This is a genomic window from Pradoshia sp. Z4_20, from assembly GCF_058216035.1.
Map to the genome: position 1 here is coordinate 124,803 of NZ_JBZAJD010000004.1, position 24,928 is coordinate 149,730.

The 24,928-nt window shown below is 37.6% G+C and carries 17 protein-coding genes; 6 read left to right on the forward strand and 11 right to left on the reverse strand.

Annotated features, from left to right (window positions below; genetic code table 11):
- Positions 1-69: 69 nt before the first annotated feature.
- The 3 genes from AC4BHP_RS12030 to rodA form a co-directional block, all read right to left on the reverse strand.
- On the reverse strand, positions 70-756 hold the full coding sequence (locus AC4BHP_RS12030) for a Crp/Fnr family transcriptional regulator (RefSeq protein WP_066106431.1): 687 nt from the start codon (positions 754-756) through the stop codon (positions 70-72).
- A 414-nt stretch (positions 757-1,170) separates the two neighbouring features.
- On the reverse strand, positions 1,171-2,298 hold the full coding sequence (locus AC4BHP_RS12035; protein WP_490552430.1) for a GGDEF domain-containing protein: 1,128 nt from the start codon (positions 2,296-2,298) through the stop codon (positions 1,171-1,173).
- 243 nt (positions 2,299-2,541) lie between these two features.
- Positions 2,542-3,714, reverse strand: a complete 1,173-nt coding sequence (rodA, locus tag AC4BHP_RS12040) for a rod shape-determining protein RodA (RefSeq protein WP_066106425.1) — start codon at positions 3,712-3,714, stop codon at positions 2,542-2,544.
- A 341-nt stretch (positions 3,715-4,055) separates the two neighbouring features.
- Here rodA and AC4BHP_RS12045 point away from each other — a divergent pair, with 341 nt between their 5' ends.
- Together AC4BHP_RS12045 and AC4BHP_RS12050 are read left to right on the forward strand one after the other, a co-directional pair.
- Entirely contained in the window at positions 4,056-4,907 is an 852-nt protein-coding gene (locus AC4BHP_RS12045) for an MBL fold metallo-hydrolase (protein ID WP_490552432.1), read from the forward strand.
- Between the two features lie 644 nt (positions 4,908-5,551).
- On the forward strand, positions 5,552-6,133 hold the full coding sequence (locus AC4BHP_RS12050) for a YdcF family protein (RefSeq protein WP_066106420.1): 582 nt from the start codon (positions 5,552-5,554) through the stop codon (positions 6,131-6,133).
- A gap of 70 nt (positions 6,134-6,203) precedes the next feature.
- Here the strand turns inward: AC4BHP_RS12050 and AC4BHP_RS12055 are convergent, their stop codons facing one another.
- The gene (locus AC4BHP_RS12055; protein WP_066106417.1) at positions 6,204-6,716 is read right to left on the reverse strand and encodes an acyl-CoA thioesterase; all 513 of its coding nucleotides are present in this window, start codon (positions 6,714-6,716) and stop codon (positions 6,204-6,206) included.
- A gap of 202 nt (positions 6,717-6,918) precedes the next feature.
- On the opposite strand from AC4BHP_RS12055, the gene AC4BHP_RS12060 reads away from it, so the two are divergent.
- Together AC4BHP_RS12060 and helD are read left to right on the forward strand one after the other, a co-directional pair.
- Positions 6,919-9,045, forward strand: a complete 2,127-nt coding sequence (locus tag AC4BHP_RS12060) for an MMPL family transporter (RefSeq protein ID WP_490552434.1) — start codon at positions 6,919-6,921, stop codon at positions 9,043-9,045.
- Positions 9,046-9,222: 177 nt separating this feature from the next.
- Positions 9,223-11,556, forward strand: a complete 2,334-nt coding sequence (gene helD / locus AC4BHP_RS12065; protein WP_490552436.1) for an RNA polymerase recycling motor HelD — start codon at positions 9,223-9,225, stop codon at positions 11,554-11,556.
- Positions 11,557-11,616: 60 nt separating this feature from the next.
- Here helD and AC4BHP_RS12070 read toward each other — a convergent pair whose 3' ends face one another.
- The 7 genes from AC4BHP_RS12070 to AC4BHP_RS12100 form a co-directional block, all read right to left on the reverse strand.
- Positions 11,617-12,876: an ATP-binding protein gene (locus AC4BHP_RS12070; RefSeq protein WP_490552438.1), complete on the reverse strand. Its 1,260-nt coding sequence runs from the start codon at positions 12,874-12,876 to the stop codon at positions 11,617-11,619.
- A 108-nt stretch (positions 12,877-12,984) separates the two neighbouring features.
- Positions 12,985-15,198 carry an alpha-galactosidase gene (locus tag AC4BHP_RS12075; RefSeq protein WP_490552441.1) on the reverse strand — a complete coding sequence of 738 codons (2,214 nt, stop codon included), beginning with the start codon at positions 15,196-15,198 and terminating at the stop codon, positions 12,985-12,987.
- A 171-nt stretch (positions 15,199-15,369) separates the two neighbouring features.
- Positions 15,370-16,830 (reverse strand): S1C family serine protease, encoded by a 1,461-nt coding sequence (locus AC4BHP_RS12080; RefSeq protein ID WP_490552443.1) that lies wholly within the window; start codon positions 16,828-16,830, stop codon positions 15,370-15,372.
- Positions 16,831-17,364: 534 nt separating this feature from the next.
- Positions 17,365-18,858 carry a HAMP domain-containing sensor histidine kinase gene (locus AC4BHP_RS12085; protein WP_490552555.1) on the reverse strand — a complete coding sequence of 498 codons (1,494 nt, stop codon included), beginning with the start codon at positions 18,856-18,858 and terminating at the stop codon, positions 17,365-17,367.
- Positions 18,845-19,534 carry a response regulator transcription factor gene (locus tag AC4BHP_RS12090; protein ID WP_139892251.1) on the reverse strand — a complete coding sequence of 230 codons (690 nt, stop codon included), beginning with the start codon at positions 19,532-19,534 and terminating at the stop codon, positions 18,845-18,847. Before AC4BHP_RS12090 ends, AC4BHP_RS12085 begins: the two co-directional genes overlap by 14 nt.
- A gap of 81 nt (positions 19,535-19,615) precedes the next feature.
- Positions 19,616-20,314: an ABC transporter ATP-binding protein gene (locus AC4BHP_RS12095; RefSeq protein WP_490552446.1), complete on the reverse strand. Its 699-nt coding sequence runs from the start codon at positions 20,312-20,314 to the stop codon at positions 19,616-19,618.
- A 12-nt stretch (positions 20,315-20,326) separates the two neighbouring features.
- A complete protein-coding gene (locus tag AC4BHP_RS12100) occupies positions 20,327-21,844 on the reverse strand; it encodes an ABC transporter permease (RefSeq protein WP_490552448.1) in 1,518 nt (505 codons plus the stop codon).
- 291 nt (positions 21,845-22,135) lie between these two features.
- Here AC4BHP_RS12100 and AC4BHP_RS12105 point away from each other — a divergent pair, with 291 nt between their 5' ends.
- Together AC4BHP_RS12105 and dnaN are read left to right on the forward strand one after the other, a co-directional pair.
- Positions 22,136-23,302, forward strand: coding sequence for an MFS transporter (locus AC4BHP_RS12105; RefSeq protein WP_066106392.1), 1,167 nt, complete (start codon positions 22,136-22,138; stop codon positions 23,300-23,302).
- A gap of 478 nt (positions 23,303-23,780) precedes the next feature.
- The gene (gene dnaN, locus AC4BHP_RS12110; protein ID WP_490552450.1) at positions 23,781-24,911 is read left to right on the forward strand and encodes a DNA polymerase III subunit beta; all 1,131 of its coding nucleotides are present in this window, start codon (positions 23,781-23,783) and stop codon (positions 24,909-24,911) included.
- The last annotated feature ends 17 nt before the right edge of the window (positions 24,912-24,928 follow it).

Sequence of the window (24,928 nt, forward strand, 5' to 3'; positions counted from 1 at the left end):
TTTAGTATAATATTCCTATTATAGTAGGGAGATGGAGAGATTTTCAATTAATCAGTTCATAAATTTTCCTCATATAACTTCTTCTTCAAAATATTCAGGTTTATGAATATGAAGCATTCGATCTTTTATGGATAGAATCTGATCCTTCTTTAATTTATTTACGACCATACTTACGGTTTCTCTGGAGGTTCCGGACATAACAGAAATTTTGGTTGTTGTAATCGGACAGTTAATACGAATGACCCCTGATTCTTCTTCACCCAAATCATTCATTAAATAATCAATCGTATTCAACACTCTTACATGTGCACTAGGGGTCATAACGTTTTTAACTCGATTTTCTTGTACCGCAAGCAACTCATTGACTTGTAGGATTACTTTTTTAAGAAGTGCAGAGTTTTTTGCCACAATACTTTCGAATGCATCCGCTACCATATAGAAGACCCGAATATCTGTTTCTGCAACGGCACTGTGATTGTAGTCCTCATTTTTAAATAAGCCCATATAAGGAAAGACCGTGTTCTTTTTGACGTAACTTGTATATAATAAGCTACCCTGTTGATTCGATTTTTCAAGCATAACAAAGCCTTCAAGCAATATATATATCCTGAGTCTCGGATCTCCTTCAAAAAATAGATATTGACCCTTCTTATATGTTCTTTCATATATAAAAGGCTCCAGTTCTTTTATCTCTTTTTCTGATAAGCACGAAAATAGGTCAACTTGTCTTAATAATTGAATTGCTTTTGCTTTCATTCGAACACCCACTTATATGTATTGTTCAGTTTACTATCAATTCTTCTATTAAATTCAGCTTGCAAACAAAATATGTTTAGAGCTGATAACAATATAAAAATCCCTTTAAGGCAAGATTCTACTTAACCTTATTTCACTCCATTGACATACAAACATATCTGATGCTGATCGATTGGACCTTATCCTTGCAGTAATATAGTATGGGAGCGAGTAACCATACGTATGATTTGAATATAGTTTCTATTCTATTACTATCAAAATGTATAATATCTCTTCTTTAATATTATCAAAAAATTATATTAAAATAATTAAAAGTAGATAAAAAAACAAAAAAGTATGTATTTTTAATAAATTCATTATTAAAATACATACTTTTTTATCACTCTATCCATATTTATTTAATTGGAACGTCATTTACACTCGCGCAGCACTACTTATTTTTGCCTGATTCAATTCAACATTTGCTTCTTCTATAAGAATAGAGTAATCTAAATTGTCTGTCGCTACCCGTGTAGACGCTCCTATAAATACAGTAAAATCATTTATATTGGATGCTGATTTATTTTCATCTGTCAGCTGAATAAGCCCATTTCTTAATTCAGCTTGCCTCTCTCTTATTTGTTTACCAAATAGTCCTGAAAAGATGACAGCAAATCTGCTTCCCTCTATATGAGCTACAACTCCCTCTCCGTTCACTGCCTCGCATAATTTTTTAGATACTTCCATTAATACATGGTCACTATAGGTAAATTCCTGATCCCTCCTATACTCCTTCGTATAATCAATTTCGATTAAATATAATGTAACAGGTGTTCCAGACTTTTTAGATTCAAGCCAAACCTCAGTTAAATAAGAATTAAAATAACGTCGATTTGGGATATTTAAAATATAATCTGTGAATGACATTTGCCGTAATTGTTCATTTTTTTCATTTAATAGTTTTATTGAATTAAATTGGTCAGTTATCTCACTGAATACGAGTACAACTGCTTCTATATGTTTATCTGCATTTAAAACAGGATTGGCACTAACTTCGAGCCAAATAGGCTGTTGAAATTTGAAATTTTTTATGCCTATAACTTCTTTTTCAACCGGTTTACACGTATTTAATGAAACCGATATTGGGATATCATTTTTATGCATTAGATTTCCATTTCTGTCTACGAGTCCCCATAGGCCATCAATCAATGATACAGAAGAAGCACTTTCAGCTGCTATTCCAAGGATCTCACTCCCAACTCGATTTATATCAATAATTTTCCCTTGGGAATCACTGATAATGATTCCATATAAAATCGAATTAATAGATTGTCCCCTCTCCATATCACCCACGTTTATTGGCTGTCTGGATATGTAATAGGATTGAAGACTAATAACAAAAATCAATAAACCAGAGAGGAGGATTGTTCCAAATTCCAAATGTTCATAATCAAATAGGATTACTATAAAATTCAAGCCTAATAACAAGAGAAACAGAGTGAGAAATACCGGATAATATCCTATAAATAAACCCGGTAATTTTCCATATGACTTTTGTCTCATTCATTCACCTTTTCTTTACATATTATTTATATAGTTCGCACTTATGTGGTTTTATATGACTATCTCTTTATTATAAAATAAAAAATAACAATAACTGCCATGTAACATATTCTTAAACTAAATATAAAATAGTAATTTATCATTCATAAAAAACATCTATTTTGAGCCATATTAGATTGTTATTAAACAAAAAATACCCCCTGCCGATTTAAGATCAGCAAGAGGTATTCAATGTTAATTTCCTTATGAAGATGTAGAAAACATGTATTTCTTATGATGGTATCTTATGCTGAATATTAATCCGAGCGCCATCATATTGCCGAGCAATGAACTTCCCCCATAGCTTAAAAATGGTAAAGGAATACCGGTAATCGGCAGCAAGCCGATCGTCATCCCAATATTTTCAAACACATGGAAAGTCAGCATACAGATTACACCAACACATATATAGGTATTAAAATCATTTTTAGTTTCAAGTCCAATTTTTGTCATGTTATAGATCAATAAGAAGAATAAGCTGATGACAATACTTGAACCAAGGAATCCGTATTCTTCTCCAATGACAGCAAATATGAAATCTGTGTGACCTTCTGGCAAGTAAACTTCCCTATTTCCAAATCCCTTACCGGATGTGGTGCCGGATCCAATCGCTAATAGTGATTTAATTAACTGGTATCCTTCTGAGGAAGTATAGTTATACGGATCAAGCCATGCATATATACGCCCAAATTGATACTGTTTAACATGGAAATATTTCTCCATAATATTTGGATGCCATACAACGAGGTAAAAAATAACTCCAACTAACAGTGTGCCACCGCCAAATATCGGTAAAAGCAATTTCCAAGTGATACCCGATACAAAAATCATCCCAACCATAATCGCAATCATGACAAGAGAAGTACCCAAATCGGGCTGTTTCATGACAAGCAAAATCGGAATAGCTGTAGTAAGTACGATTTTACATAAAAGGATGAAGTCCGTTTGAAGTGTTTTAATCCGATGCTTCAAATGATGATTTTGGATAAGAGCCGCCAACGCCAAAATTAGAAATACCTTCATAAATTCCGATGGCTGAATTGAACCAATACCAGGAAATCTAAACCAGCTCTTTGCTCCATTGACAACTGGAGCAATACTTGTTGGTGCAATTATAATGGTCATCAATAGAAATAAGCCAAAGAAGTATAAATACCAGCTCATTTTTTTCATTTGGTCAGCATCAAATCTCATGATCACAAATGCAAGGCTGATTCCTACGATATACCAGACAATTTGCTTTACAAGAAAGTTTTCGGCATATTGACCTGTCGTTTGTGCACTATATATAGCCATACAGCTTGTTATAAAAAGCAAAAATACAATAAATAGAAGACCATAATCTATTCTCGACGTGAAATTTTTATTGTTAGACATGATAAACCACCATATTCATTACTAGTTAGGCCAGTAGCCATTTTCTTTATTATACTTGAACAAGATAAAATCACAACTGACACGGCATCAAGAATATAATTCCTGAAAAAGATAATTATACATATAAATCATTATCAATTCCACTTTCTGCAATACAGTTCTTCTTTTTACTATTTTTAATGGATTCTAATTGTACCAGTTTTATAGATTTGAACTACAAACATTTGCATCTGCAAGGAATCTTAAAATCGTTAATTTTTTCTATTTTCCATGATTAGTGTTAATGAGAAAAGTAATAAGGGTACATACTACTAAAGAGCTGACTAAAGGAGTGATCTTTTATGGAACATAAATCTAAACAAACATTCCGTCATACATATATTCCTTTAACTTCCTCTACAAGCGGAATGGGTATTGAGGTAAAAGAAGATATTTATGTCCTGAATACGCAAATTGTCAATGTGACACTGGCCGGACTTCCTAATCAAGACAATTTTGTTCTGATTGATGCCGGTATGCCTAAAGCAGATGACGAAATTATTGATGCAGTAAACAAACGGTTCGGTGAAGGCAGTATGCCAAAAGCGATTATTTTAACACACGGCCACTTTGACCATGTTGGTGCACTCGAAGAATTACTGGATAAGTGGGATGTGCCCGTATATGCACATGAGCTGGAAATCCCTTATATAACCGGACAAAAGAATTATCCTGAACCTGACTATAAAGCAGAGGGCGGACTTGTTCCGGATATTGCTCGCTTCTTTCCTAATCACGGCATTGATCTTGGCAATAAAGTGCAACCTCTTCCTGCTGATGGGAGTGTTCCTGAAATGCCTGGATGGAGATGGATCCATACGCCTGGGCATACACCTGGACATATTTCATTATACCGAGAAGATGACGGCTTCCTGATTGCCGGAGATGCATTTGTTGGTGTAAAACAGGAATCCCTTTATAAAGTCCTTACTCAAAAACAAGAAATCAGCGGTCCGCCCCGTTATTTCACAACAGACTGGAAAGCCGCAAAAGATTCAGTCATACAATTAAACCAGCTAAATCCAAACTTTGCTGTAACAGGTCATGGTCTTCCTCTCCTTGAGGAATATTTAAAAAAAGAGCTTAACATCCTAGCATCCAATTTTGATGAGATGGCCATTCCGAAACACAGTATTTACAAGGAAGAAGAATAGGCACTTTTTTCAAATGGACACCCTTTTTGATGCCTCTATAGACAATCGAGAATGTCCTGTTAAATCACCTTCTATAAAAATAAAAAAAGAGATTAGATAGTTTCTCTACCTCTAATCTCTTTTTTCATTTCTCTATTTCCGTAATCGAAGGATCCTTCAGTTAACATACAAAGAGACTCAATCATAAACAGCTGATAAATTTAAAATACATTTGTCATCGGTTACTTATAAAATACGAATCAGCTGATTATGCAGGTTCCGTATTCTAACATTACAAGAAACTCAACTATATATTTCATTTCTCTATCCCTGTACCCTCTATCACATTCGTTCACATAATCTGTAAGGTTAGAATGATTCGCACGAATTATGCTGCAATTCCATTTAATTTTAAGGATATAATAAATATTTTTACTTTGTTCGCCTTTTCCAGTGACTTACCTCTACGAAACAAACACGTTGATTGAGCCTCTTTATAGGTTAAAACTTTGTATATGATCCTTCTGCCTTAATAATAACTCATATCCCATTCAAATAAATGCCTACATTTTGAACTTTTTGTTAATTATTACCTATTTATTTTACACACCCCTCCATATTTCCTTTATGATTATCTTAGAAATGCTGAAAAGGAGCTGCCAAAGGTGAAAAGGATTCTATTGATAAGTTTTACAGCTATTATCATAATCTTACTTATTTACATATCCATTCTTCAATTCAATATGTATCGCTACGCAAATCAAGAACAGGAGAAAACAATTGATTATATTATTGTACTCGGGGCAAGAGTAAAAGGTGAAACACCATCTCTGTCACTAAAGTACCGTATTGATGCTGCGGCTGACTTTTTAATAAATCATCCTAAATGTATGGCAATCCTATCCGGTGGCCAGGGAGATGGTGAGGATATTTCAGAAGCTGAGGCAATGAAAAGAGGATTAGAGGAATACGGTATACCAAGCAACAGATTAATTCTCGAAGATGCTTCGACAAACACGAAAGAAAACATATCATTTTCTAAAGAACTTATACCAAGCCACCTAAATTCTGGTGCCGTTGTAACAAATGATTACCACCTCTATCGAACAATCAAAATAGCTGAGAAACTAGATTTAAAATTAACTGGAATCCCAGCTAAAACACCTAAAATTTCAAGGCTGAAGTCACATGTCAGGGAGTACGCGGCTATAACATCCTATCGGCTAAAAAAAGACATTAGCTGGTGATTGGAATCAAAAAAAAGAAATGTAGATTATGGCTGTCCCATTTTCTGCATTTCTTTTTAGTAACATCTTGTTATTCCCACGGTCTTTTTGTTGTGATGTATTCAGCAAGCTCCTTACTTTGGATACGATGAAGTTTTCGTTTAGCAGCGCGAATGCTCCCTGTCTCATTCAGTTTCTTCTCTTCCTCAGTTTCAGGGACGATGGTTGGAACACGACATGGCCTTCCTCCTTCATCTAGTGCAACAAAAGTAAGAAATGCTGTGGCTGCAATTTTACGTTCTCCACTCATTAAATTTTCAGCAATTACCTTTACAAATACCTCCATAGAGCTCTTACCAGTATAGGTCACATATGACTCCAAACATACAGAGTCCCGGGTTGTAATGGGATTTAGAAAATCTACAGAATCTGTTGAAGCCGTAACCACCGTTTTACGGCTATGTCTCGTCGCTGAAAGTGAAGCTGTCATATCAATATCACTCATTAACTTTCCGCCAAATAACGTATTATGATCGTTTACATCGCTCGGAAATATACGGTTTGTTTTTACAATTCTTGTTTCACTGCATGTCTTTGTTTCCAAGTTGTTACCTTCTTTCCTTCTACGCTCATTTATTCTTTTTATATCTTACTATATGGAATGTTTCAACCAATACGATTCAGTGTACAGACAATATTAGTACAATTTAAGGAATCATCAAATTTGATAAATTGTTGTATAAATTATTTAATTAAATTATGGTATGCGTATAATTCCCATAACCTTTCCTGAAGGAGGAATTTAATTGAAGAGATTATTAGCCGCACTAACAGATAGGGTTACTACTAAACGCGGCATGTGGATAACGTTAATTGCATGGTTAGTGGTGACCTTAGGATTATTCTTATTTGCACCAAGTGCCAAAGATTATGATGTGTCGAGTATACAAACATTACCTGATGATGCAAAATCCGTTATTGCCAACGAAGAACTGAACAAATATTTTAAAGATGATCAGGGGGTCCCAGCCCTTTTAGTATTCTCAGCTGAGTCAGGAAAAGCAGACACGCAGACAATAAGTCAAGCGATGGATGTGATCATTAAGGAAGATATAAAAGGAGTTAAGGAAGCTGTTCCTTTTTCTTCACTGCCTCCACAGGCACAGGTACAATTCTTATCAAAGGATGGAACAACAGCTGTTGTACCGCTTAATTTTGAAAGCTCACTTGAGTCAAAAGAGATTCAAGCCGGTATTGAGGATATCTATGCTGCAGTAGAAGATACCACTGCTGATATGACATTCAAGATTACTGGACCGGCGGGAATTGCCGCTGATACATTGGGCTTATTTTCAAAAGCCGACCTTGTCTTATTATTTTCAACAGTTGGATTGATTTTAGTCCTGCTAATTGTTATTTATCGTTCCCCATTATTGGCACTTATTCCGCTTTTGGCTGCTGGTTTTGTGTATATAGTGGTTGATCAGGTACTTGGTATAATGGGAAAAGCCGGTTTGGAAATGAGTACCCAATCTCTATCCATTATGACCATTCTCTTATTTGCAGCTGTAATAGATTATTCTCTATTTGTCTTTGCACGATATCGAGAAGAACTGAAACGTTATACCAGCAAGCATGAAGCAATGAGTTTGGCGATGCGAGAAACAGGCGAACCTGTTTTCTTCTCAGGCGGGACGGTTTTGGCTGCCATGCTTGTCCTATTCCTGGCTAAAAATGGGGACTATCAAAGCTTTGCACCTACCTTTGCCACAACGATGTTTATCATCATGATCGCATCAGTGACACTCGTTCCGGCTTTATTTACCCTATTTGGCCGAAAATCCTTTTGGCCTAAGGTCCCTCAGGTTGGGGAAAGTAATCAAACAAAAGCTACTTTCTGGTCCAGAACTGCAAACTTTGTTACCACCAAGCCTTTAATGGCTGGAGGAATTGTATTTGCTATTCTGCTTATCTCTGCCTTAAACATATTTAATATAGAATATGAATTTGATACAGTAAAAGGATTCCCAGAGGATATGCAATCTCGCGAAGGCTATGAGATTGTGGAAGAAAAGTTCGATAAAGGTGACTTGGCACCAACAACTGTTTTACTTAAATCTGAACAATCTATTTCAAAGGAACAAAGTGAAAAACTTGCAAAGTCACTTGAAGAACAAAATCTGGTGGCAAGTATTCGCCAATCAGGTGCTACTGAAGATGGGAAAGCACTACAGTACAGCCTTTCATTTTCAGAAAGTCCATATGCATTAGAATCCTTAGATGCTTTAGAGTCTATACGAGACAAATCAGATACACTCTTAAAAGAAGCAGACATTGAAGGGGAGCTATACTTCGCTGGAGAAACTGCTACCAAAGTGGACGATCGAACTATTAATGATCGAGATATTATCGTGATTGTCATTGCAGAAACATTACTCATTTTAGTTCTACTATTTGTTTTGACCAGATCATTCAAGATGCCTATCTATATGATGGGAACGATTTTGCTATCCTTCCTGGCAGCTCTAGGCCTTGGAACATTTTTAACAGATATCCTATTTGGTATTGATGCTATTAACACCCGTGTACCGCTGTATGCTTTCGTTTTCCTTGTAGCACTGGGTATCGATTATAATATTATTTTAATATCCAGATACAAAGAAGAACGTGAAAAGCACCCTGTTAAAAAAGCTGTAGAAATCGCGGTGGCTAATACAGGCGGTGTCATTTCCTCCGCTGGAATCATTCTTGCGGCCACATTCGCTGTATTAATGACACAGCCCATAGCCGTTTTATTTGTTTTTGGTTTTATTGTAGCAATAGGCATTATATTGGATACATTCCTTGTAAGAGGCCTATTACTGCCTTCTCTAATCCTGTTCTTTGAAAAAGATGCAGATCAACAGAAAGAAGTTCATTCAACTAAACTGTAATTTAACCCACCAATACCCGGTATTGATGACAGGATTTAAATGTCACCGATACCGGGTATTGATATTTTATAGTTTGGAAAAGAATAATTTGATCCGTCTTTCATTATATTCACCAAAATCAACCATTATAGAAAGTATGACTGTGTATCAATATCCGAATCACTAGGAGGACAGGATATGACCGAACAAAATTTTGCTAAACAACAGGAAGAACAACGACTATCAACCATTATCAAGATTATTGAGAATAAAGCCAATAAGCTGAACCAATCATCAGGTGGACTCAAGGATGAAGTCATTTATATTCGCAAAACCTTTTGGGAAGATGTCACCGTCAATATGGACAATATTGAGGATGCAGTCGAAACATTGGCGAGCATAAAACAGCAATCTGAATTACTGTCAGAAAGAGAAAGAACCCAATATCAGATTACGAAGCAACTAAAAACACTGGACCTACTTAAAGACTCCCCATATTTCGGCAGGATTGATTTTCATGAAGACGGTGAAGAACAAATAGATCAAGTCTATATTGGAATTGCTTCTCTAATGGATCAGAACAATGAAAATTTCCTGATCTATGATTGGCGTGCCCCAATCTCGAGTCTATACTATGACCACTCACCCGGACCCGCTGAATATCAAACACTCGAAGGGCCCATCACGGGCACGATGGAGCTAAAGAGACAATATATCATCAAAAATGGAAAGCTTAAAAGTATGTTTGATACCGGCTTAACAATAGGGGATGAACTCTTAAAAGAAGTTCTTGGCACCCGTGCGGATAATCAAATGAAGAATATTGTTGCCACGATTCAAAAAGAGCAAAATAAAATTATTCGTAACGTACAAAGTAAGTATTTGGTCGTCCAGGGTGTGGCCGGAAGCGGTAAAACTTCGGCTGCCCTTCAGCGCGTGGCTTTTTTACTATATCGTTATTTTGGGAAGATCAAATCAGATCATATCTTATTATTTTCTCCAAATCCCTTATTCAACAGCTATATAGCCACTGTTCTGCCTAATTTAGGTGAAGAAAACATGCAACAAATTACTTTTCAGGATTATATCGAAAAGTATGTAGGTAACGAATTTGATATCGAGGATCCTTTTCAGCAAATGGAATACGTATTGAAAAATGAACAGGATGAATATTACCAGGCTCGACTTGAAGGAATTCGTTTTAAATCCCATTTGCAGTATAAACAATTGATAGATGCCTATATTCACCATCTCAGTCGACAGGATTTAAAATTTAAAACAATTTCTTTCCGCGGTGAAACACTTATTTCGGCAAGTGAAATTGCGGAATACTTTTACTCTCTTGATAACAGGAGTCCTATCCAACTTCGTATGCAGACCGTGAAGGATTGGCTTTTACAAAAGCTGGATCAAAAAGAAAAACTCGAATATAAAAAAGAATGGGTAGAAGATGAACTAGAGTTACTTGAAACAGATGAATATACCGAGACTTATTTGGAGATTCAGGCAAAAGATCGCTTGTCAGAGGACACATTTAATGATTTTGAACACGAGAAAGATGAATTGGCAAAAAAATTAGTTCGTAAATATTTTAATCCAATAAAAAAAGCCATTAAAAATCTAAAATTTATCCATGTAAAAGCTATCTATAAGAACTTCTTCCTTAATAGCTATAAATATATCAATGATGCAGATTATCCTGAATCATGGCCAAGGATTTGTGATTACACCTTAGACAAATGCAAACAAAACCAATTAGCCAATGAAGATGCAACAGCTTATATTTATTTAAAGGCACAATTGGAGGGGCGAAAAACTAATAATATTATCCGGCACTTATTTATTGATGAGGCACAGGATTATTCGCCATTTCAATTTGCTGTTCTTAAACAACTTTTTCCAAATAGTAAAATGACCATTTTAGGCGACTTTAATCAGGCTATTTATGCTCATTCGATGAATGCGCCAACCCTTCTGTCTAATGAGCTGTATGAGTCAGAGAGCTTTGAGAAGATGGTTCTGACAAAGAGCTACCGATCAACCCGTCAAATTGTTGACTTTACGAAGGAAATTTTGGGCAATGTCCAAATTGAGCCATTTAATAGAACTGGGCCAAAACCTACAATAAAAATCGTAAATAACAATTCAGAACGGACCCAGGAAATAATGAATCTGATCGCTTCTTTGGAGAACACTGGTCATCAAACCATTGCGATTATATGCAAAACAGAAGAAGAAACTCGGAATGCCTACGTAGAATTATCAAAAAACCTCGATGTCCAGCTCATGCAAAAAAACACCTATTCGTATAATAAGGGAATATTAATTCTGCCTTCCTATTTATCAAAAGGAATTGAATTCGATGCTGTCATTATTTTTGATGCATCAAAAGAAACCTATAGCCGCGAATTGGAGAGAAAATTATTCTATACGGCTTGTACAAGAGCTATGCACGAACTCTATCTGGTTAGCAGTGATGAAATGAGTCCATTTCTTGATGGGATACCGACTGATTTATACCATGTTGATTAAAGGCATAAAAAGACCTGAATGGGCTATAACCCTTCAGGTCTTCTCCATTTATGGAGTTATTTATTCTTGTCCCGGAAAATAGATGGTAAAGGCTGTCCCTTCACCAGGCTTGCTTTTTACACGGATTGACCCTTTCATCGAATCAATTATCCGATATACCGCCATCATTCCAAGACCTGTTCCTTCTACCCCTTTTGTTGAATAATAGGGCTCGCCCAAACGCTTTAATTGTTCATTGGTCATACCAATGCCCGTATCGATGATATGTATATCTACACCTTTTCTCTTATGATCCGTGTTGATTGTAAGAGAACCCCCATGACCCATTGATTCGATTCCATTTTTTAAGATATTAACGAAACATTGCTGAAATAATTGCTTTTCTCCTCTCACTATAAAGGAAGCTACTTCAATCTGAATACGTACATTTCGCATAGTAGCCAGCGGCTGAACAATATCAGCTACTTTATTCAACTCTGCTTGAATATTGATATCTTCTTTACTGTTAATATGCGGTTTAGCAAACGCCAGAAAATCTTTAATAATGTTATCAGCCCGGTCCAATTCGGATAGCGCAATATCAATATACTGCTCCTTTTTTTCCTTCGTAAGATTCTCATCACTTCTTAATAATTGTAAAAATCCTTTCGTGGCTGTTAATGGATTACGAACTTCATGTGAAATTGAGGCTGCTAAATGACTGACAGACTGCATCTTTTCCGTATCAATCAATTTACTTTTAAAGTTTCTGTTTTTCTCTAGCCTTTCTATTGAATAAACAAGCCAGACCGTTCCAGTTATATACAAGAAAACATATAAAATTTGATTTAGTGTTTTAATATCGTTAATCATTATAATTGTAAAAATCTCCATAATAGCCAAAGAGGAAATAAGCGCCGTTACAAAGGAGGCTACTAAACGCTGTCTGGTCATTAGTTTAACGTATTGCTTTCTAATAACCATTGCAGAGAAAAGGGCAAAAAAACCTGAAAAGAAGTGAAACCATTCAAATGAAGTGGTGTAAAGGATAGACGTAGTAAGCGTCAGCATATATAAACTGATACCAACCGCATACCCACCATAAAAGATACCGATAAAAATGGAGATAGAACTAAAATTCATGATCTGAAAGACAGGAGGTGATTCAGCAGTGAAGAATACAATATTAATAAGAATCGCAATCGCTTGACCAATTCCAACGATTAAAGGACTAATCACTCCAGGTACCTCATATTTAACATGCCAAAAGTAAATGAATTGAATAATAATCAGAATGATAAATAGATTAATAAATAAATTTGCAATGAATTCACTTGTCATCTGATTCTCCTTCTAAACACATCTATACTTTGAAGTTTAGAGGAAAATATATCCAAAGTAAATTATTATTTTTAGAAGTCTCAGTATATTAATCTAAACTCATAAAAGCTAGAACTCTATATTATTAATCTTTTCGTAACCTTCAAAGGCGAGCCTCCAAAACATACTGCAATAATCCCCCTTCATTTCCGGGATAGAAAGTCCTGCATACATTAATTCATCTCCACCATATATTAAGGATGTATGTTTATCGAGGTATTCTTTCTCGGGATTTAACCCCCTGAGCCTCAGAATATGGAACGGTTCTGCAGGCTGTGCCATCATTCTGAAATACATCACAACCGTTTCAGATAAATCTTGACTGACAAATTGCCAAGCTGCCTGATTTCCTGCAAATGGGCTAAGTAATCGATAATACGTGCCAAATTGTATAATCGAACGAATTTCCTTATACAAGGAAATCTGGTCTTTAATCATTTTCTTTTCTAATTGACTCAGTTTGGAAAAATCCAGCTCGTATCCTAGATTTCCTGACATAGCAACATGTCCACGCATGTTTAAAGAAGTGTGACGATGCACCTGATGATTTGGGCTTGCTGACACATGAGCACCCATTGTCACCGGTGGATACACAAGGCTTGTTCCGTGCTGGATTTTTAACCTTGAGATAGCATCTGTATTGTCACTCGTCCATACTTGAGGCATATAAAACAGCATCCCTGGATCATATCTTCCCCCTCCCCCCGAACAACTCTCAAATAAGACCGTTGGATGGCGGGTAGTCAACACCTCTAATATATAATAGAGTCCCAGAATGTAGCGATGCCCTGTTTCTCTTTGGCGTTCTATAGGTAAAGCAAGTGACCCCACTTCCGTCATATGTCGATTCATATCCCACTTCACATAGCTAATAGGAGCAGATAATAAGACATTTGAAACCGATTCAATAATGTACTCACATACCTCGGCTCTTGTTAGATCGAGGACCAATTGATTACGTCCTAATGATTTCGGGCGATTGGGCACTTGAATGCACCAATCGGGATGATTTCGATATAAGTCACTTTCCATAGATACCATTTCAGGTTCAAACCAAAGCCCAAATTTCATCCCAAGCTGATTAATTTGCTCTGCCAGCTTTTTTAACCCGCCAGGTAATTTTTGCTTATTTACATACCAATCTCCAAGAGAAGTTTTGGCGTTGTTACGTTTTCCGAACCATCCATCATCCAGGACAAATAATTCAATCCCAAGCTCCTTACCTTCTCGTGCAAGCTTTAAAAGCTTGTCAGAGTCAAATTTAAAATACGTAGCCTCCCAGTTATTTAACAATACTGGCCGCAGACAATCTCTGTGCTGCCCTCTCGCCAATCGAAAGCGATATAATTCATGATAAGTTCTCGACATGTCACTGAAACCCTTATAAGAATAAACCATAACGACTTCCGGTGTTTGAAAGATTTCTCCTCTCCCCAAATGCCAACTAAAATTAGAGGGATTAATACCAATGGAAAGGCGCGTGGTTTCATACTGATCAACCTCAGCCTGCGCTCTAAAATTCCCACTATAAACCAGACTGAACCCATATACTTCTCCATACTCTTCATTTGTATCTGGCTTTGCCAGGCACATAAAGGGATTATGCTGATGACTGCTGGCCCCACGTCTGCTCTCGATGAGATGGCTTCCGGCTGTTAAACGTTTTCTCGATAGATTACATTCATTCGCATGGGCGCCATATAAAGTGAGCAAATCAAATTCGCTTTCTCTAAAATCAACAGAAGCACTCATGGCTTTAATTATACTCACGGAGTTAGCTCCATGATTTATAAACCGGACTGACCGAGTGATCACATTGGATTGCTCGTATGTACTATACGTCAATATCGCCTGAAGCCCCGTTTGATTATCCATAAGGGTAAAATCTATAGAGGTTGCTTCCTCTTCTTCTTCAATGTACGTAGCAGGTAATCCGGTTAATTTTCGTTTCCCCTTATATATGTGAAAATGTTTATATTTTAAATCAGTAACGGCTGAACCATCCGAAAATTGAACTTGATAGGCCGGCGTACGAAAATCAGTGTTGTTTGCTGGATATTCCTGAGGCAACGTATCAAGGGAAAACGTTCTGTCAAACCCTTCTGGTTGTGGAGAGAACAATCGGTACTTAAACTGTAATTGATTGCTTTCATTCACATCCTTGATCCTTTTCCCCCAATATAAATGAGACAGATATGCTTGATGATAGATTTTTATCACATAGCTCATTTCACCAGCTTGCAAATGGAATATTTTCCGTTTAGGACAGTACGACACTCCCATTTTGATCTCCCTCATATCTTTTCTTCTATATATATGTACACGAAAATACCAACTTGCTCATAAATGCAAAAAAAAGAAGCCTTAAAATAAGGCTTCAAAGCGAAATCTTCATCTATTTAAATAATGTCTTCTACCCAAGGGGGCAAGGCAGTCGACAGTTATTCTCAGTTATTATTTCTCCGTTACTGTAACAGATACGGTTTTCTCCACTCCATTTCGATAAAGCTTGATTTTGACCTTATCTCCATTTGCAGCATTAGAATACAAGTATTTTCTGAACTCCCCAAGTGTAGTGACTTCCGCATCATTGATTGCCACTACCACGTCCTTAGCCTCTATACCTGCTTCAGCAGCGGGAGAACCGGTTTCCACCTGAGTTACTAACACTCCACTTGTTATCTCGGAAGGAAGATTCAATTGTTGCTGCAATACATATTGAGGTATTTCGGATATAGATTGCAAGCCTACACCAATATATGGACGTTGTACTTTTCCATCGGCAAGAAGGTCATTCACAATATCTGAAACATCCTTACTTGGAATAGCAAACCCTATTCCCTCAACCTCTTCAGATGATATTTTCATACTGTTGATACCAATAACTTGTCCGTCGGAATTGACAAGCGCTCCGCCACTGTTCCCAGGGTTTATAGCTGCATCCGTTTGAATTGCATCCATATCCCATTCACCAGCAGATGTAGCAACCGTTACTGTACGCTGCAATCCGCTGATAATTCCCTGGGTTACGGACCCCGAGAAGTCAAGACCCAAAGGGTTACCTATTGCCAACACTGGTTCACCAACACTTAGCTTTTCAGAGTCTCCGAATTCGGCTACTTTTGTCACTTTGCTTCCATCAATTTTTAATACCGCCAAGTCTGTTAATGGATCTGTTCCAACCAGTTCAGCCGTTATCCTTGTACCTTCTGCCAAGGACACCTCAATAGTATCTGCATTCTCAATAACATGATTATTGGTCACAATAAATGCATCTTTTCCCGATTTTTTGAAAATAACCCCAGAACCAGTCCCGCTCTCCTGGCTGTTATTGGACTCCTCATTGATTGTTGGTTGGCGGTAGTCATAGTAATTAGATGAGTTTTGTATATTCACTATACCTACAACCGCAGGAGAAACCTCCTCAATCATTTGAATTAGTTCAGAGGTTGTTTTCGTAGAGTCTACAATCTTCAGGCCATCCTCATCATTTACCTTATCATTTGTAGCAATGGCTGTTTTAACAGGTCCATCATCACCTGGCAGTACGCCTGATAAATCAACAAAACCTAAGTAAGAACCTGCTCCAAGTGCCACCATTCCACCAAGAATTGCGGTAATGACTGGTGTCAGCCATCTGGACCTTTTTTTCTTCTCTCTTGTAGATCTAACCTCTGCTTGATCATCAGATGCTTGAAGCGGTTGTACTTCCAAACATTCATTTACTTGTTCATTATTTTCATCTGTCATATCTTCTTCCTTGGCAGAGCTTAGTTCATGATATCCACGATATGAAATAATTTCTGTTTCAATATCTTTCTCATCTGGTAATGCAGGAATCTGAATATTATCCTGATTAGCAGTATCTATTGGTCTATCAAAATCATCATAATCACGACGGTTATTGTTTTCCATCCAAATTCCTCTCCTCACTCATTAAAGTGTCTATTTAATATATTACGATAATTGTAGAATAATTGCATTTCTGCTCTTCTCACTATCTAATTTACTAACTGTATGTGTCAACAAAATGTCAAAATCTTTTCTCCTCTTAAAAAATTTAAAAGCTGCCTGTTCTTTGGCAGCTTTTAAACATATTCATTATGTTCTGGGGGCCTACAGGATGTAGGTCACAAAGACGTTGCCACAGGACATGGCGTTTTTAGTCTTTGTCCCTTACCCTTAATCCTTCCGAGCCTCTGTCTTATGCTCCTCGCGGGCCTACAGGATGTAGGTCATGAAGACGTTGCCACAGGACGTGGCGCTTTTAGTCTTCGTTCCTTAAACGAGGCTCTTCAGCACTATGGTAATCCGGCTTCAGAGCCTAGGAGTTCGGGACATAAGCATAGCCTCTTCGGGGAAGAACATCCCCTTCGAGCCTCTGTCTTATGCTCCTCACGGGCCTACAGGATGTAGGTCATGAAGACGTTGCCACAGGACGTGGCGTTCTTAGTCTTCGTTCCTTAAGATAAGGCTCTTCAGTACTATAGTAAAGGTTGTACCTTCTTCACTGCTATTCGTTAATACCAAATCTCCATCCATTGCATTGGCGAGCATTCTGCTGAATGGGAGTCCTAGTCCTAGACCGCGGATTTTGTATTTTTTATCTTCTCCTCGATAAAAACGTTCAAATATTAAATCCTGCTCGGCAAGCGGGATTCCCGAACCGCTGTCCTGTACATCGATTGCGACATGATCCTCATCATATTTATAAATACGGACCTCTATCCTTCCCTCTCCTTGAATAGCATGCTTGGAATTATTCAAGAGATTAATCATAATTTGCTGCAATCGCAGAGGGTCCGCCGATACTACCATATCTTCTTTTGGCTGCTGTACAGTAACTTTAACAAGTTGATCATCCTGCACAATATCCCATTGGTAAATCATTTCATTAATGACCTCACCAATTTTTACAGACTCTCTATTAACAGGGATGGCATTGGCTGTAAAGGAGTTGAACTCCAATAAGTCTCCCACCATTTTTTGCATACGAGTCGTTTCCTGTAAGGATATGGCCAGAAACTCTTTTGCTTCTTCCCCTGTTACAACTCCATCATTAACGGCTTGAAGCAAACCGCTGATAGACGTTACAGGCGTCTTTAATTCATGTGTTACACCTGCCAGCAATTCAGCTCGCATAGCTTCAAGCTGCTCCAATTTAATAGCCATTTCCTTAAAGGAATGGACTAAATCATAGACTTCCTGTTCATTTACCTCTTCAATAAGTTCAATATTATAATTTCCTTTTTGAACCTGCTTAGCTGCTTCAGCTACATTCTCAATCGGCTTAACCAGTCTTTTGGATAAAAAGTAAATCGCAACCCATCCGAGCAAGGCCAAACTTAAAATCATAATCAAAAGTAATTTGTATTCCTGATCTACTGCAGTTAACTCATCCTCAGATTGCATAACGACAATCCAACTAATCACCGTATCATTCACAATCATAGGCCGCTTAACCAAATAATAATCTCTGCCACCAATATTGTTTAATTGTTTCACTTCATCCTTACTATTAAGCAGTGCAGTTGAAAATGAAGATACATTAAGGTGATTACTTGAACGATTCTCAATTACTATTTTTCCATTTACATCCACCACATAAATGGACGGATTGCCGCTGACCTCTAATAATTTTTTTCGATTGGCAAAAACCTCTGGATTCTGCTCTGTTTGAATATCAGTTCCAACCATTTGATCCAGTATTCGCGCTGCTACTTCCTCAGCCAAATATTTATTAATATCCAGGTTCTTATTAAGAGTGGATTGCCTGATAATGATTCCTGTAAGGAATCCTATGACAATAAGTCCAATAAACAGGGTAACCAGATATCGTGTCGTCCAGTATTTCAACAAACTGACACGTTTAGTCGGATGGTTTTTCTTTTTTTGACCCAAGCGCTTCAGAAAATACATTTGCAGTTTATTATTTTTTTTCATAGACACTTAATTGATACCCCAATCCTCGCAGAGTTTTAATTTCTCCTTCAGATGCAGGCCAGTTTTGCAGAGACTTTCTCAGCCTTTTGATGGACAAATCTACCGCTCGGTCACTGCCGTCGTAATCCATCCCCCATACATGATCAATTAATTGATCTCTCGTAAATAATTGATTAGGATTTTGTGCCAAGAAGATGAGCAGTGAGAGATCGCGCGGTGTTAAGTCAAGCTCTACTCCATTTAATGTAACATTATGAGCTTTCATATTAATGCACAACGCGCCAAACTGTTTCTTTTCCTTATCATCAATGACCTGTCCAGATCTTCTCAATACTGCCTGGACACGGGCAACCACTTCATCTCCAATGAAGGGTTTAGTGATATAGTCGTCAGCTCCATCATTTAAGCCTGTGAGCTTGTAATTAATATCACCAAGTGCTGTGAGCATAATAACAGGGCATGCGCTTTTCGTACGAATTTCTTTTAATATATCCCATCCACTCATACCTGGAAGCATAACATCGAGCAAAACAAGATTCGGTTGAAACTCCTCAAATTTAGCAATGGCTTCACCACCTGTAAATACTTGTTCAACTTCGTAGTTTACTTTCTTCAAGTAAGCCTTTAAAACCTGGCTGATGGCTTTTTCATCTTCTACAATCATGATTTTTTGCATCTTTCGTACTCACTCCTCGAGGATTAAAAGATAGGACAAAAATCCCCGATAACTCGGAGATTTTCATTAAACAAAATTCACTTATTGGTGCGAATGTTCGCTTATATTATTAACAATCGTTATTTGGCCTTTAGAAAGGCGAATCGTTTGATCTGCAATGTCAGCAATATGCTGATCATGCGTAACGATGATGACACATTTATTTTCCTCATGTGCCAGCTGCATAAATAACTTAATGATGTCTTGAGCGGTATCCTCATCGAGGTTTCCAGTCGGTTCATCTGCTACAATTAAATCTGATTTACAGCAAAGGGCTCGTGCAATGGAGACACGTTGCTGCTGACCGCCACTCAGTGTGAGCACCTTTTGTCCAGCCTGCTTTTCATCGATGCCCACTTTTCTAAGCATCTCGAGTGCATACTGTTTTTTGTCCTTAACCTTATTTCCGGTAATCTCCATCGCTGTAGTGACATTTTGTAACGCAGTCATATAGGGCAGTAAATTATAGGATTGGAAGACAATCGAAACATATTTATTTCGAAACGTGGTATATCCAATTTTTCTAATATCTTTTCCTTCGTATAATACCTGTCCATCCTTAGGAGCATCCAGCGCACTCGCCAAGGCGAGAAGCGTAGTTTTTCCTGAACCGGAAGGACCGACAATTGCATAAAATAATCCTTTACTAAAAGAAACATTAATTTTCTTTACTATATCATGCTGTTTATTATTATGTCTGTACCAATAACTTAGATCCTTAAACTCCAATAATGCGCTCATTTACGGTTCCTCCTAATCCTGTCTTGAAAGTATTGCTTTTGGCTGCAATCGAAGTATGGATAATGATGGGATCAATGTAGCCAGGATGGCAATCAGTAACCCAATACCGGTTAACATACCAAGATCGGAAGCAGTTACTTTAACATCTAGATCATCCACTTGAGCTGTTTCCACCTGTGCCTGATTCGGTGCACCAGGAGCGTTTCCTCCTCCTCCCATTCCAGGGCCCATGCCGCCTCCCATTTGCATTCCTTTACCGCCAAATGGATCCATTGTGGATTGTGTATCCGTTTCTACTTGTTGGGATAATAATTGATCGCCGATTTTATCAGCTGCTACATTACCAGTGACAGAAGCTATACCAAGTGCAAATACAGCAATGATTAGTATTTCTACAATAAACTGCCCTATCAACTTGCTCTTCTTTTCTCCAATGGCCAGCAGTATGCCCATTTCATATTTACGCTCCCGTATACCAAGCATTACAATCAGTCCTAAAATAATCGCACCTGCAATAGTCACGAGATAGACAACGTTCTTAGAAAAGGATGCTACATTGTTAATTGGTTCAACCATTTGTTGATACAACTGATCGTTGGCATCCAATTTAAATATGTCCGTATCAATAGCTCCGGTCGCTTCTGCATCCTCAATAAAAGAATCCGTATCCGCTGGGTCATTCATGTAGTAGACTGCGCTTTCGATTGTATCCTTGTAATCTTCACCCTTCAATTCATTAACAAGTGTGTATGGTACATATACTTTGTTATACGGATTCATGGCAGTGAAGTTCATCATACCTGAATCAGTAGATATTGAAGAAGTTTTGTAAATGCCGATTATTTCGACTTCAACAGTTGTATCTTCATCTGTTGAAGAGGTCACCTCTAATTGGTCCCCAACTACCAATTCGTTCTCTTCAGCCAGTGTCTCTTCGATAATGGCTACATTTTTATTTAAATGGTCATCTGATAGATGAGTGCCCTCTACCATTTCGGCATCTCCATCCATAAATTCGCTTGTTGTATCTGTAAAAGCTACTCCCTGGAGACTAATATCGGCATCCGCCATACTTGGACTGCCGCCTCCTCCAAATCCCGGACCTTGGCCATTTTTGTTCGTTTCATTTGTTGTACTTGTTGACTCTGTTTCTATTGGATCAAAATTTCCAGCCACTCCAAATGTAGTAGAATAATAGTTATATCCTTTTATCTGTGACAAAGATAGTAATTCATTGGCATCCTCAACCGCGACAGGCTCTTCCATCAATCTAACAGGTTCTCTATTTTCACTGTTTTCTTGATTTTCACGTTCCTGTCGCTGCTGCTCCATTAATTTTTCTCGATCTGCACTTAGTGTGACTTCACTGCCAAGACTCTGTTTTGCGAGCTCTGCTGATTTATTTGCCGCTGTCTGAATTGAAAGACCTGATAAAACCAGCACGCAGATAGCAGTAAATATAACCAACTGCAAAATGCTCTTCCCTTTTCTGGCTTTTACACTTAAAAAAGCCCTTTTTATAAAGTTCATCTTTTTCATCCTTTCTGACAATCTATACCGGGTAAATCCTTAGAAAAGCTTTTCTATAAAAAATCTTACGACCATAATGTGTCGATAAAATGTCAAACAAAACTAAAAATATTTGTGTAGGCGAAACTATTATATTTGTATGAAAAGCTTTACAATTGACGTTAGAAATGTTGATTATGTACAGTTGAAAAGAATATAACTATTAATATAACCGCTTGATACATAGATTTTTTTATACTTCATAGACACATAACTATCTAAGCATTTTGAGCGGTTTTAGAGGAGAAACTCATGGAAAATAAAAAAATATTGCCCGTTCTATTCCTGGTCATGTTTTTAGTGATGGTTGGCTTCGGGATTATCATTCCGGTCCTTCCATTTTTAGCAGAAGAGGTCGGCGGCACGCCTACTCAACTTGGCTTACTAATGGCAGTTTATTCGTTAATGCAGTTAATTTTCGCCCCGATTTGGGGAAAGATATCAGATCGAATCGGCAGAAAACCAGTTATGTTAATTGGTATATTTGGTTTGGCTTTATCATTCTTCATCATGGCCATAGCCGACTCACTATGGTTAATGTTTGTGGCACGGATCATTGGTGGTATCCTTTCCTCAGCCAATATGCCAACTACCATGGCCTATGTAGCAGATATTACGACTGAAGAAGATCGTGGAAAAGGAATGGGGATTATAGGAGCAGCGACCGGGTTAGGCTTCATCTTCGGTCCGGCAATTGGCGGGATTCTTTCAAAATCCAGCTTAAATACGCCTTTCTTAATTGCCGGAATCCTCTCTACTTTGACGTTCTTATTAGTACTTATTGTTCTTAAGGAATCCTTAACAGCTGAACAGTTAGGAAAACAAAGCTCGGGCAACAAATCGATGTGGATGAATTTTAGCGGTGCTGCTTCTATTCTGTTCGTGCTTCAATGCGTCGTATCTTTGTCTATGGCTGGTCTTGAAGCAACTTTTGCTTATTTTGCCGCTATTAAGGCTGGAATTGATACGGTCCAGCTAGGGTATATCTTTATGATTATGGGATTTGGAAGCGCGATTGTGCAGGGAGGACTCATTGGAATTATGACGAAGAAATGGGGAGAAGGCCGAGTCATTCAAATCGGGCTAATCGTTTCAATCATCGGGTTTATACTAATCCTATTTACCAATAGCTTCTGGACTGCAACACTCTTTATAACAATCTTCGGGTTAGGCAATGGGCTTATTCGTCCAGCTGTCACTGCATTGCTGACAAAGACCTCAACAGGAGGACACGGCAGCTCAACCGGACTACTTTCATCCTTTGATTCCCTTGGCAGGATCATCGGCCCGCCACTTGGAGGTCTACTGTATTCATTCGCCGTTGGGCTCCCTTATATTTCAGGAGCTATTCTGACTGTAGGTGCATTATTGCTTTATCAGGTTTACCATGCTCAGGCAAGAAAAGTTCAAGCTTTATAAAATTATAGTATTGAAGCCTTCGATTTTTACCATCGGAGGCTTTTTTGTTTTATAAGAGGTAATCTTAAGCGCTATGGGCAGGCGCTGGCTGGTTTTTTCCTCAATCCGGCTTGATTATTCCTGCTTTCCGCTGGTTTATTCACCTAATTGGCTGGTTTCTGCCTCTTTCCCGCTGGATTTCCTGCCGAATCGGCGGGATTCCCCCTGTTACTCTCCCTAGAATATCCTAATCATCAGTTTCCTTTCCGCTATTTCACTTGCAATCTAGATTCGGTCTATATTTAGGAGGAATTTTGAGTGAATTATAGAATATAGGTATATCATAACTAACATTTTGTTAGCGGGGAGCCTTTACTTAATTTTATGCAACTTAATGGCTAGTAAGTTAACCGGAAGGATTCATGCTGAAAGAAGGAATATGATTCTTTTTGGAGAATTGAATATACATGAAACTAATTATGGACTTGGGAGACTTCTAATGGAACTTACAATAAGTAAAGATTATTTCAACGAGGCATTATCCGATGTTAGCAGGGCAGTGACAACAAAATCGCTTTTACCAATTCTAACAGGCATAAAGTTGGTCGCTAAGGAGGATTGTTTAATCCTGATTGGCAGCAATTCCAATATTGCAATAGAAAAAATAATTCCTTTAGAAATGAACGGTATCCGGATATTAAACATAGATGAAACTGGCAGCGCAGTTCTTCCAGCTAAATATTTATGTGAAGTTGTAAAAAAATTATCTGATGATATTCATATAAAGGTAACTGGAAATAACGTAGCTAAAATTCAATCTGATGAAGTCATGGTATACCTAAATGGATTTAATCCTGGCAAGTATCCCACTTACCCTTCAATAAAGACAAACCATTTTATACAGATACACAGCTCTGCCTTAATGGAAATAATCAAACAAACTACATTTGCAGTCTCCAAAAGTGAAACAAGACCTGTTCTAACTGGTGTGAATATGTCGTTTAAAGAGAATAAGCTAACCTGTGTTGCGACCAATTCCCATCGACTGGCTTTAAGGAAAGTACCAATAAACTCACAAATTGAAGCTTCTTTCATTGTTCCTGGTGCCAGCCTTACTGAGCTCACAAAACTAATGAATATTGAAAAAGATCTTATACATATTTACATATTAGACAATTATATCGTATTCAAATCGTCGACTACCTCATTATATTCCAGACTTATTGAAGGTAATTTCCCTGGCATCTCTAAACTTATACCAGCCGATTCGAAAACCGTCATGATACTAGATACAGTAAAGTTATTAAAGGGGATAGATCGGGCTCGGCTGTTTGCAAGTGAATGGAAAAATAACAATATATTGATTGAAATGATAGATGGTAAACAAATAAAGATTGCATCAAACTCAACAGACATGGGGAAAATCGAAGAAATAATGGATATCAGAATGGTTCAAGGTGAAATTAATTTAAGTATATCTCTTGATGGAGAATTTCTACTCGATGCTTTAAAAGCCATAAAAGAAAAAGAAGTAAAATTAAGTTTTGGCGGATCCTTAAGACCCGTCTTGATTGAACCAGTTAACAATCCGTCTCATCTTCACCTTATATCCCCTGTACGATCGTATTGATGTAAATCTATTTCTTT